We start from the raw sequence: 11,933 nt of genomic DNA, 5'->3' as shown, positions 1-11,933 counted from the left end.
CTTTGGCGTTACAGGTTATGAGCAACCAGGAAAAAACCGCACCGACACATTTTATTCGACAGATCATCGAGCGTGACCTGGAGGCCGGTAAGCATGGCGGCAGGGTGCATACCCGGTTCCCGCCCGAGCCCAACGGCTTTCTCCATATCGGACATGCCAAGTCGATCTGTCTCAATTTCGGACTGGCCCGGGACTATAACGGGTTGTGTAATCTGCGCTTTGACGATACCAATCCGAACAAGGAGAACGTTGACTACGTCAAGGCGATCCAGGAAGACGTGCGTTGGCTCGGTTTTGATTGGCAGGACCGGCTCTACTACGCCTCTGACTATTTTGAAAAGCTCTACGGCTATGCGGTGGAGCTGATCAAGGCGGGCAAGGCCTACGTCTGTGACCTGAGCGCTGAAGAGATCCGGGAGTACCGGGGCACCCTCACCGAACCGGGCCGGGAGAGCCCCTATCGTAACCGCTCGGTGGAAGAGAACCTGGATTTGTTTCAGCGTTTCCGGGCGGGTGAGTTTCCCGACGGTAGCCGGGTGTTGCGGGCCAAGATAGACATGGCCTCGCCCAACATGAACATGCGTGACCCGACCCTGTACCGGATTCGCCACGGCGTGATCCATCACCAGACCGGCGAGGAGTGGTGCATCTACCCGATGTACGACTTTACCCATCCCATTTCCGATGCTCTGGAGGGTATCACCCACTCGCTCTGTACCCTGGAGTTCGAGGATCATCGTCCGCTGTATGACTGGGTGCTGGATAACATCAGCATCGACTGTCATCCGCAACAGATCGAGTTCTCCCGGCTCAATCTGGAGTACACGGTGATGAGCAAACGTAAGCTCACCCAATTGGTGGACGAGGGGCTCATGAGCGGCTGGGATGACCCGCGTATGCCCACCATTGCCGGCCTGCGCCGGCGCGGTTATACGCCGGCATCGATCCGCACCTTCTGTGATCGTATTGGCGTCACCAAGTCCGCCAACTCGGTGGAGATGGGTATGCTGGAGGCCTGTATCCGGGAGGATCTGGATCAGCACGCCCGCCGTGCCCTGGTGGTGTTGAATCCGCTCAAGGTGGTGATCGAGAACTACCCGGAAGGGCAGGTGGAGATGCTGGATGCCCCGAACCATCCAAAGGATGAGAGTATGGGCAGCCGCCAGCTTGCCTTCACCCGCGAACTCTATATCGATCGGGCCGACTTCCGCGAGGAGGCCAGCAAGAAGTACAAGCGTCTGGTGAGCGGCGGTGAAGTGCGCCTGCGTAACGCTTACGTGATCAGGTGTGACCAGGTGATCAAGGACGACTCCGGTGAGATCGTCGAGCTGCGCTGCAGCTACGATCCCGATACCCTGGGGGCCAACCCGGTGGGGCGCAAAGTGCGTGGGGTGATTCAATGGGCATCGGCCAGCCATGGGCTGCGGGCCGAGGTGCGGCTCTATGACCGCCTGTTTAATCATCCGGCGCCGGACAGCGACAAATCGGTGGATTCGTTCCTGGAGCACCTCAACCCTGACTCCCTGCAGGTGGTTGAGGCGGTAGTGGAACCGAGTCTGGGGCAGGCGGTGGAGGGCGACCGCTTCCAGTTCGAGCGGGAAGGCTATTTCTGTGTGGACAAGGATAGTCGTCCAGACCACCTGGTGTTCAATCGTACGGTTACCCTGCGGGATACCTGGGCGAAGATCGCCGGGCAGAATGACTGAGTGAAAAAATTGTCCGGATGGTCTGGACAAAGCCCATCGCTTACCTTAATATTCGCGCCTCGTTTGGGGCCATAGCTCAGCTGGGAGAGCGCTACACTGGCAGTGTAGAGGTCGGCGGTTCGATCCCGCCTGGCTCCACCAAACAATATCAGGCAGGACGCCTTGCTGATTGAAGTCGAGTTCAGTCAGGGTTATTGAAATGTTCCAGGTCCCCTTCGTCTAGAGGCCTAGGACACCGCCCTTTCACGGCGGTAACAGGGGTTCGAACCCCCTAGGGGACGCCATCTGAAAGCCCGATTGCCACTGCGGCAATCGGGCTTTTTTATGTTTCGGTAACTGCTGTCCGGGTTATGCCGGGGGGATCGGTCAGCTGACCAAAAAAGCCCTGAAAATTGCCACTGAAAACTAGACAAACGGTGCCGGATACCTTACCATGCGCGCCTTGTTACGGGGCCATAGCTCAGCTGGGAGAGCGCTACACTGGCAGTGTCGAGGTCGGCGGTTCGATCCCGCCTGGCTCCACCAAACAGATAAAGGGCAGGACGCCCGCAGAAACGATATCCAGCATCTATCGTTCATCTAACGGAAACAGTTTAAGTCCCCTTCGTCTAGAGGCCTAGGACACCGCCCTTTCACGGCGGTAACAGGGGTTCGAACCCCCTAGGGGACGCCACTTTAAATCTCCATGAAAAGTCCGGATCCGGCGATAGCCGCTCGGTACCGCTTGTCATGGGGATTGCAGGTTTGGATACCCACTTGAAAACGGCTGCCCTTGGGCAGCCGTTTTTCTGTTAATTGCTCTCCTTGCCTGTTCTGCGTTTTTGATAATCCCTTGGAGCACAGCCAAAGAAACTGCGGAAGCGTCTGCTGAAATGGCTGGTGTTGGTGAATCCCAGGTCGTAACAGACCCGTGTGACGGTCTCTCCCCGGTCGAGTCTTCTGGCCGCTTCCTTGAGGCGTAGCTGCTGCTGTAGCTCACAGGGAGAGCAGTCAAGCTGACTCTTGAATTCGGCGTACAGCCGACTGCGGCTCATACAGGCAATACGGGAGAGCTGCTCGATATCCAGTGGTTCTGCCAGATGCTGTTCAAGGTGATGGAGGGCCGCAGTCAGGCCACTTGAATCCGGCGCATTCCGGCAGTAGTTCAGCAGAAACTCCCGTTCCTGGTGGCGCAGCATGCGGATGACCAGTTCGGAAACCCCCAGGTCCACTAACACATCCCGGTCCGGATGGTCTTCGGTAAAGAACGAGACCAGTCGTGCTAACAGGTGTTGCGTGGCCGTGGTGTGGTGGGTGTGCAGGATATTGCTGTCAAACTGCCAGGCTTCCGGTCCGGCTTCGATAGGATGTATATCACTCAGACGATCGGAGATTTTGGTCACCCGCTCCTTGGAGATTTCGATAGTCAGGCAGGTGGTCGGAGATTGGGTCGTGGCGTCCGGAAAATCGATTTCCACATGTTCGCCGGGCGCCATGACAAAGGATTCGTGGGGCAGAAACAGCTGCTCGGTGGGATGATGGAGGTCATGCATGATCTTGCGCCCCTGGATCATGCCACAGTAGAGCAATTGGTCCGCATCCAGCCCCACCCGGGATGCAGCGTAGTAGGTGTCGTAGACACTCAATTCCGCTTCCGGACCTGCAAAACAGACACGATTCTCCACCAACTGTCGTGGTTTTCTGCGCTTGCTTAACGCTGCTGAACGCATTTTCAGCCCCTCGCTCTGGTTCAATGAAAGAGAGTCAAACAACTCCGGATTCAGGGGTCTTGTGCCCCTTTGTGGTTCGCTAGCATGCGGCGTGACTGGACACAGAGTCAAGTGATCTGGAATTCCAGGCAAGTTTTCTTCCTGAAACAAGGATAGCTTAATAATCCGTATTACTATTCGAAAATACCCCAGGAGGATGTATGAAATTTGCACAACCAGGGCAAGATGGCGCCGTTGTCTCGTTTAAGACCCGTTATGAGAACTTTATCGGTGGGACTTGGGTAGCGCCTGTCAAAGGCAACTACTTTGACAATCATACACCGGTTACCGGTGAGAAAATTTGCGAAATACCCCAATCCACTGCAGAAGATATTGATCTGGCGCTGGACGCCGCCCATGCGGCAAAGGCCGCCTGGGGAACCATGTCGGTCACTCACCGCTCCAATCTGCTGCTAAAAATCGCCGACCGTATTGAGCAGAACCTGGAACTTCTGGCAGTGGCGGAAACCTGGGACAACGGTAAGGCGGTACGTGAGACACTGGCTGCAGACGTGCCCCTGGCAGCGGATCACTTCCGCTATTTTGCCGGTTGTATCCGTGCCCAGGAGGGGTCGATCGGGGAGATTGACCAACATACCGTTGCCTACCATTATCATGAGCCGCTGGGTGTGGTGGGGCAGATCATCCCGTGGAACTTCCCGCTGTTGATGGCCGCCTGGAAACTGGCTCCGGCCCTGGCGGCAGGCAACTGTGTGGTGCTCAAACCTGCCGAGCAGACCCCGGTGTCAATCCTGAAGTTTGTTGAATTGATTGAAGATTTGCTGCCGGCCGGCGTGCTCAATATCGTCAACGGCTACGGCCGGGAAGCGGGGCAGGCGCTGGCCACCAGTACCCGCATTGCCAAGATCGCCTTCACCGGTTCCACACCGGTCGGTTCGCACATACTCAAATGTGCAGCGGAAAACATCATTCCTTCTACGGTGGAGTTGGGTGGCAAGTCTCCCAATATCTTCTTCAATGATGTACTGCAGCAGGAAGATGAGTATGTCAGCAAGTGTGTAGAGGGGGCCGTGCTGGCGTTTTTCAACCAGGGTGAAGTCTGTACCTGTCCGTCCCGATTGTTGGTACAGGAAGATATCTATGAAGATTTTATTGCCAGGGTGATTGAACGTTCAAAGCAGATCAAACGTGGTAATCCGCTGGATACGGATACCATGGTTGGGGCCCAGGCTTCCCGGGAGCAGTTCGACAAGATTCTCAGCTATATGGAGATCGGCAGGAAAGAGGGTGCCCAGGTGTTGATTGGTGGCGATGTGGAGAGCCTGGGTGATGGACTGAATGATGGCTACTATATCCAGCCGACCCTGCTCAAAGGTACTAACAAGATGCGTGTCTTCCAGGAGGAGATCTTTGGCCCCGTGGTTTCTGTCACCACCTTTAAGGATGAGGCGGAGGCACTGGCCATTGCCAACGATACCGAGTTCGGTCTGGGTGCCGGTGTCTGGACCCGGGATATGAACCTGGCCTATCGCATGGGCCGCGGTATTCAGGCAGGACGTGTCTGGACCAACTGTTACCATCACTATCCGGCCCATGCCGCTTTTGGGGGTTACAAGAAGTCGGGTGTCGGTCGTGAGAACCACAAGATGATGCTGGACCATTATCAGCAGACCAAGAATCTGCTGGTCAGCTACGATGTCAATCCACTGGGATTCTTCTGAGCCGACGGTCAGAATACCCCAGGCCATAACAGGAACAGCCCGGCATAGCCGGGCTGTTTTTTATGTTGATGGCCGGACAGGCAGGGCTTGTCCGGACACCCCGCTGTTAACGTCCCTGCAGGTATTTTTCAAGGGCGGTGGCGAAGACGTTTGCCGGTTGCGCGCCGGAGATCAGTTCACCCTCCACGATACCCTTGTCCGGATCGTAATAGCCGACGATGAAACCGGGGGTGCCGGAGATGCCAACCGATTGAGCGGCCGCCATATCGTTGGCGACCCGTTCCGCATACTGCTCCTTATCCAGGCAGCTGTTGAACTGCGCCAGATCCTTCAGACCGACCTTTTCGGCTATCTTTTTTAAGTTGGGTCGGGAGAGATCGGTCTCGTTGAAAAGGATCTCATGCATGGCTTCAAACCCATCCTGATCGCGTGCGCATTCCACGGCATAGGCTGCATCGTCCGCTTCAGTGTGGAAAGCGAGCGGGAAGTGGCGGTAGCCGAAGGCGACCCGGTCTCCATACTGCTCCATCAGTTCATTAACCGTACCCTGGGCGCGTCTGCAGAAGGGGCATTGATAGTCGGAAAACTCCATCAGCATCACCTTGGCCTGCTGATTACCCCGTACAAAACCGCTTTCAACCGCCAGGTTGAGCAGCATCTCCTTGGGCTTTACCAGTCGGCTGGTGATGTCTCCCCGGGAGGTGGCAAGTTTGTAGATGTTGAAATCGCTCTGGGCCTTGGCCATGCCCTCCATGTACTGCTTGATCATCGGGCTCAGCTCTTCCAGGGAGCCCCGGCTCTGCAGGTTGTTCTGCGTGTAAAAATTCTCCACCTGCTCATCGCTGACCGGGCTAGGCGCTTCCTGCTTGTAATCCCCGGAGCTGTTTGACAACGTTGTCACCGCATGGCGGATAAAGGCCTCCTGGAGGGCACCATGGAGCTCGATCCGCAGTTCGTTGATCTTCTGATCCTCGATATCCGACAGGCGGATCTCTTTGCCGCCTACAGTGCCAATGACGCTCTCTTCAGTGAGTAGTGCATCTGGAGCAGCCTGGAGTGAAGAGGTGCTGGCAAGCAGAACCAGAGTGAGTGTAAATAACTTGATTGGCTTCATCGAATATCCTTGCTGATTAGTCAGTCAGATGAGTGTGGGAGTCGTTTATGGTCGGACAGGGAGTTGCTGCCAGAGTTCCGGAGCAGGCTGCTCTTCACTGTCGGGTTATACCTATTTGGTAAATACATGATTAAGCGGTATCCGGTTCAGCTGCACTGCGAACCAGGCGGGCAGCCAGTAGGGAATCCACCAGCAGTTGCATGAAATGAAACAGGATACAGGCCACCAGTGCCACACCGATCGGTTGATTGAGTGCGGCCAGTATGCCGATGGCCACCGGCAGGGTTTTTTGTGACGCGGTGAACAGCAGCGCGAGCCACTCTGCGCGATCCGGATGATAGAGCCGGCGCGATGCCAGGCAGAGTGCGATCAACGCGCCATGCAGCAACAGGGCAGCGATGGTGATGTTCACGATCAGCAGCAGGCTGATCTCCCGGAGCGTTTCACTGGATGCCGAGATGGATATCCAGACCGTGGTGATGACGCAGCTGGATGGCAGGTAGCGGATCAACCAGTGGCGGGGTGAGAACTGCAGCATCCGCCGGACCAGCATTCCGATGACAAAGGGCAGCAGTACGATCAGCAACAGCTGTTTCAGCAACGGCCAGGGTGACAGGTCCAGTGTGCCCACATTATCCAGCACGGCTGGCAGTATGAACGGAATCGTAAAGATGCCCACCAGATTGAGCAGGATGGTGAGGAACAGCGCCTTGATGCCATCGCCCCCCGCCAGTTGGGTGAGAACTATGCCGGAGGAGAGGGTCGAGGGCACCGTGGCAGTGATGATCAAGCCGATCGCCGCCGCACTCGGGAGCGCCAACAGGCTGGCGGCCGCCAGACCCAGAAACGGACTGATCAGCAGGTTAATCAGGATGGCGACGATAGCCGTGGTCCAGAGTTTTCCCGATAAGGGCATCTGGCTCAGTACCGTCTGATAACCGTTGACCAGAAAGATGGTCACCACCATCCAGGGTATGATCCCCATCTGTTGCAGCGCGCTGCCGGGTTCTGGCAGAAACCAGGCTATCAGAAAGGCCACTACCAGGCCGATTGGGAGAAAGTATCCACTCATTCCGGATAGACCGCCCGGCTATCAGTTGGCTGCCGCAGCCGGGGCGGGTTTCTCCGGCTCCTGGGGCTCCGACTCGGCGCTGGCTGGCTCACTGTCCGTTGCGGGACTTTCCTGAGCGGCCGGCGGTTGCGGAATCCTGGCGCGGCTGATCATGATCAGGGCACCCATTTTGGGGTGGTCGATATAGTGCAGTTCGTCACTGCGCATGCGCCGTTTGGCCTGAAACCGGATACTGCCCCTGGATGGGCTGGCGAGGAGATCCGGGGTATTCAGAGGGTGATTGCCATTTGCGCCCCGTAATAAAATGTCCAGATCCACATGCAGATAACGGCTGACGCTGATCTTGATCAGGCCTTCAAACGGCGGGGGCGGTGTACCTTCACTGCGGGTTCTGTCGGGCCCCAGGTAGATGCTCTTGGCAGACCGGCTGGTGGCAACTTGTTGCCGCCAGGCCTGGTGAAACAGCGGCTCGAAACCGTTCCGGGAGCGGCGCAGGGTATTGTAATGGGCATTCAGTCGCCAGGCGCTCCTGGGCAGCAGAGCGTAGGATTGGCCTGCCGCTGACTGGGGTTGCAGGGTGACCGCGCCGGTCCAGTCGGGGCTGCCCGGATCCCCGGGCCAGTTTTCGCTGGCACCACTGCCGGTCGGGCCCTGTTTGAACAGGATCAGTTCCACGTCATACCAGGGGGCCGTATCTGCGGCCTGCACAGTGGTTGTCAGGACGGATAAGCTCAGGGCGAGTGTAATAAAGAGTCGGAAAAGTTTCATAAAACTAAGTTGTTTGGCGAAAGCTCTGCTTGGATAACAGCTGTTGATTGTCCCTTTCGCAGGAAAAAATGTATAGGGGTAATATCACTATTCGGGCCGGAGGACGCATCGGGGCCGGTGCAGCAACAGACCGCAGAGTATACTTGCTGCGGTCCCCGGTTTAACCGCTTATCTCATCCAGAATATTGCCCACCAGTTCAATGCGGCGCTGACGGTCACTGAGATCCTTGAAGAAGCGCAGTTTCTCGCCGCCATCCAGTTTGTACTCCCGCGGACGGGTCTGGATCAGCCGGATGATCTGTCCCGGATCGATTTTTGGTTGGCCGTCAAACAGAATACGACCACCCGCGGGTCCGGCTTCGATCTTGCGAATTCCCAGGGGATTGGCCTTCAGTTTCAACTCGGTGATACCGAACAGATTCTGGGCTGGTTCCGGTAACAGGCCGAACCGATCGATCATCTCCACCTGCAGCTCCCGCAATTCCGCTTTGGATGCGGCGCTGGCGATCCGTTTGTACAGCACCAGACGGGAGTGGACGTCCGGCAGATAATCTTCCGGCAGCAGGGCGGGCAGTTGCAGATCGATCTCGGCGCCATGGTCCAGCGGCCGGTCCAGGTTGGGGTGCTCTCCGGCTTTCAGCGCCTTGACGGCCCGCTCCAGCAAGTCGCTGTAAAGACTGAACCCGACTTCGTGTATCTGGCCACTCTGGCCTTCCCCCAGCAGCTCTCCTGCACCACGGATCTCCAGATCGTGGGTCGCCAGGGTGAATCCGGCACCCAGATCTTCAAGTGATTCAATAGCTTCCAGGCGTTTCTTCGCGTCAGCGGTGAGTGTCTTGGGCGGTGGCGTTATCAGGTAGGTATAGGCCCGGTGATGGGAGCGTCCAACCCGTCCGCGCAGCTGGTGCAGCTGGGCGAGACCGAGCTTGTCAGCCCGGTTGATGATCATGGTATTGGCACTCGGGACATCGATGCCACTCTCAATAATGGTGGTACAGACCAGGATGTTGAAGCGCTGGTGGTAGAAGTCACGCATGATCTCCTCCAGCTGCCGCTCGCGCATCTGGCCATGGGCCACCTGAACCCGCACGCCGGGTAACAGCTTCTCCAGCTTGTTGGCGGTGTTCTCGATGGTGCTCACTTCATTGTGCAGGAAATAGACCTGTCCACCACGCTTGATTTCGCGCTGGCACGCCTCGACGATCAGGGCGTCGTTCCACTGGCTGATAAAGGTCTTGATCGGATGTCTGGCGGCCGGCGGGGTGGCGATGATGGAGAGATCGCGCATCCCGGACATGGCCATGTTCAGGGTTCTGGGGATCGGCGTGGCAGTCAGGGTCAGCATATCCACCTCACTGCGCAGTGCCTTGAGTCGCTCCTTATGCCGTACGCCGAAGCGGTGCTCCTCGTCGATCACCACCAGGCCGAGGTTTTTGTACTGAATGTTCTCCTGGAGCAGTTTATGGGTACCCACCACGATATCCACCGTGCCCGCTGCCAGTCCATCGGTGATGGCCTTCTGCTGTTTGGCGGTGCGGAAACGGGACAGACTCTCCACTTTAACCGGCCAGTCGGCGAAGCGATCGGAAAAGTTATCGTAGTGCTGCTGGGCCAGCAGGGTGGTGGGGACCAGAACGGCCACCTGCCGACCACCCTGAACTGCCATGAAGGCAGCGCGCATGGCCACTTCGGTCTTGCCGAAGCCCACGTCGCCGCAGACCACCCGATCCATGGGATGCGGGGCAGTCATGTCGGCTATGACCGACTCGATCGCCTGGAGCTGGTCAGGCGTCTCTTCAAATTCGAAAGAGGCGGCGAAGGCAGCATACTCTTCCCCCGGAGGTGGGAAGGCGTGCCCCTTGTGGGCGGCCCGGCGGGCGTAGATCTCCAGCAGTTCTGCCGCCACATCCCGTGCCTTTTCCGCCGCTTTCCGTTTTACCCGTTCCCACTGGTCGCCACCCAGGCGATGCAATGGTGCTGTCTCCGGCGAGGCGCCGGCATAGCGACTGATCAGGTGCAGCGACGAGACCGGTACATAGAGTTTGTCCCCCCGGGCATACTCCAGGGTCAGGAATTCGGTGGTCATGCCACCCACTTCCAGCACCTGCAGACCAAGATAGCGGCCGACACCGTGGTCTTCGTGGACCACCGGTGCACCGATGTGCAGTTCGGTCAGGTTGCGGACGATCTGATCGGCGTCCCGCTGTTTGGCTTTTCGGCGCCGGTCCTGGCGGACCCGTTCTCCCAGCAGCTGGCTCTCGGTGATCACCACCAGGCCGGCCTGATCCAGCCAGAGCCCCTGCTCCAGAGGCGCCACGGTCATCATCAGGGGATGCTCATCCTCGACAAATGAGCGCCAGTCGGTCACCTGGCGCGGGCGAATGTTAAAGCCAGCCAGGGTCTCTTTCAGCATCTCCCGGCGGCCGGCACTCTCGGCAATAAACAGGATGCGGCCCGGCGATCGATCGATGAACGCCTGCAGTGCGGCGGCGGGATGCTCGGTCCGTGGCTGCAGGCTGATTGGTTCGGGTACCCGGGTGGCGAAATTACAGATCCCGCTGTAACCCTTGCTGCGGGACTCCACTTCGCTGCGCTGCAGCCGGATCGACATGCCGCGATTCAGCCTTTCCATCAGGTGATCGGTATCCAGATAGAGCTGATCCGGGGGCAGCAGTGGCCGTTCCGGGTCATGCCGGCGCTGCTCGTAGCGCCCCTGGACCTGTTGCAGAAACTGGTCGGCAAAGTCGCGGGTTTCGGTACTGCGGATGGTCAACAGCTGGCCGGGCAGAAAATCAAACAGGCTAGCGGTCTGTTCAAAAAACAGGGGCAGATAGTACTCCAGACCACCCGGGGCATTGCCGTTGGACACCTCCCGGTAGATCAGGCTGCGCTGGGGGTCACCCTCAAAGGTGTTGCGATAGGCCTGTCTGAAATGGGTGATGCCGGCTTCGTCCAGTGGATACTCCCGCGCCGGGAGCATCTCGATTGCCTCGACCCGATCCAGGGTGCGCTGGGTCTCCGGGTCGAAGGTCCGGATGGTTTCGATCTCTTCGTCAAACAGGTCTATCCGGTAGGGCAGTCCACTCCCCATGGGGAAGATGTCCAGCAGGGAGCCGCGGATAGTGTATTCGCCGTGTTCCACCACCTGAGAGACGTACTGGTAGCCCGACTGTTCCAGTTGGCGGCGCATCTCCTGCAGCGATAACGGATCGCCGGGCTTCAGCATGAGGGTGTTGGCCTGCAGATACTGCCTGGGTGGCAGGCGTTGCAGCAGGGTGCTGACCGGAAGAATCAGCACCGCCTGCTGCATACGATCCAGTCGGTACAGGGTCAGCAGGCGTTGGGATACCAGTTCGGGAAGGGGCGAGAAGACATCGTAGGGGAGGGTCTCCCAGTCGGGAAAGCCGAAAACCGGGATGGACTCACCGGCCAGAAAAAACCGCAGCCCATCCTCCAGCTTTGCGGCGGTCTGGGCATCGTCGGCGACCACCATGGTGGTGCCCGGAAAGGTACGGGCCGCCGAGGCAATGGCCAGCGCATCACCCATGCCATAGAGCCGTCCCCACTGGAGGCGCTCATCCGGCTTATTCGGAATGGGGGCGTTCAGCGGATCATGCAACGGGGCAGGATTGGTTGTTTTCAAATCGGCCATGGTTCCAGAGATTCAGGTAAAACAGGCGGGGCATTCTCGCACAGCTGGCCAGTGTATCGAAGGCATATTTCCCCACTATTCAATCCGGGCCGGCGCATTAAAGCTGTGGATTAGTTGATATGGATCAACAGTACAGTCCGGTACCGGGCAGATTTGATCTAGATCAACGATGGTCCGGGGAGCGCCCCCCT

General features: G+C 58.0%; 7 protein-coding genes and 4 tRNA genes. 6 read left to right on the top strand and 5 right to left on the bottom strand.

All coding sequences use genetic code 11. The features are described 5' to 3' along the window. Positions 1-17 precede the first annotated feature (17 nt). From AAY24_RS05115 to AAY24_RS05095, 5 genes are all read left to right on the top strand, one after another. A complete protein-coding gene (locus AAY24_RS05115; RefSeq protein WP_046858769.1) occupies positions 18-1,706 on the top strand; it encodes a glutamine--tRNA ligase/YqeY domain fusion protein in 1,689 nt (562 codons plus the stop codon). A gap of 65 nt (positions 1,707-1,771) precedes the next feature. Then, a tRNA-Ala gene (locus AAY24_RS05110) sits at positions 1,772-1,847 on the top strand. A 67-nt stretch (positions 1,848-1,914) separates the two neighbouring features. Further along, positions 1,915-1,990: transfer RNA gene (locus tag AAY24_RS05105), tRNA-Glu, on the top strand. 165 nt (positions 1,991-2,155) lie between these two features. Then, positions 2,156-2,231, top strand: a tRNA-Ala gene (locus AAY24_RS05100). A 72-nt stretch (positions 2,232-2,303) separates the two neighbouring features. Next, positions 2,304-2,379, top strand: a tRNA-Glu gene (locus AAY24_RS05095). Between the two features lie 118 nt (positions 2,380-2,497). Here the strand turns inward: AAY24_RS05095 and AAY24_RS05090 are convergent. Beyond that, positions 2,498-3,457 carry an AraC family transcriptional regulator gene (locus AAY24_RS05090; RefSeq protein ID WP_234422246.1) on the bottom strand — a complete coding sequence of 320 codons (960 nt, stop codon included), beginning with the start codon at positions 3,455-3,457 and terminating at the stop codon, positions 2,498-2,500. Positions 3,458-3,615: 158 nt separating this feature from the next. Here AAY24_RS05090 and exaC point away from each other — a divergent pair, with 158 nt between their 5' ends. Continuing rightward, positions 3,616-5,136 (top strand): acetaldehyde dehydrogenase ExaC, encoded by a 1,521-nt coding sequence (gene exaC / locus AAY24_RS05085; protein ID WP_046858768.1) that lies wholly within the window; start codon positions 3,616-3,618, stop codon positions 5,134-5,136. 106 nt (positions 5,137-5,242) lie between these two features. Here the strand turns inward: exaC and AAY24_RS18415 are convergent, their stop codons facing one another. The 4 genes from AAY24_RS18415 to mfd all read right to left on the bottom strand — a co-directional run bounded on the left by AAY24_RS18415 (position 5,243) and on the right by mfd (position 11,742). Continuing rightward, complete coding sequence (locus tag AAY24_RS18415; protein WP_052761074.1) at positions 5,243-6,250, bottom strand: DsbA family protein; 1,008 nt, start codon at positions 6,248-6,250, stop codon at positions 5,243-5,245. Positions 6,251-6,380: 130 nt separating this feature from the next. Beyond that, on the bottom strand, positions 6,381-7,322 hold the full coding sequence (locus AAY24_RS05075; protein ID WP_046858767.1) for a bile acid:sodium symporter: 942 nt from the start codon (positions 7,320-7,322) through the stop codon (positions 6,381-6,383). A gap of 21 nt (positions 7,323-7,343) precedes the next feature. Next, complete coding sequence (locus tag AAY24_RS05070; RefSeq protein ID WP_046858766.1) at positions 7,344-8,090, bottom strand: peptidoglycan binding protein CsiV; 747 nt, start codon at positions 8,088-8,090, stop codon at positions 7,344-7,346. A 160-nt stretch (positions 8,091-8,250) separates the two neighbouring features. Then, positions 8,251-11,742: a transcription-repair coupling factor gene (gene mfd / locus AAY24_RS05065; protein ID WP_082117042.1), complete on the bottom strand. Its 3,492-nt coding sequence runs from the start codon at positions 11,740-11,742 to the stop codon at positions 8,251-8,253. Between the last annotated feature and the right edge of the window lie 191 nt (positions 11,743-11,933).

The sequence above is a fragment of the Sedimenticola thiotaurini genome, assembly GCF_001007875.1.
Lineage (GTDB): Bacteria > Pseudomonadota > Gammaproteobacteria > Chromatiales > Chromatiaceae > Sedimenticola > Sedimenticola thiotaurini.
The sequence above is the reverse complement of the archived record's forward strand: the minus strand, read 5'-3'. Positions and strand labels throughout refer to the sequence as shown.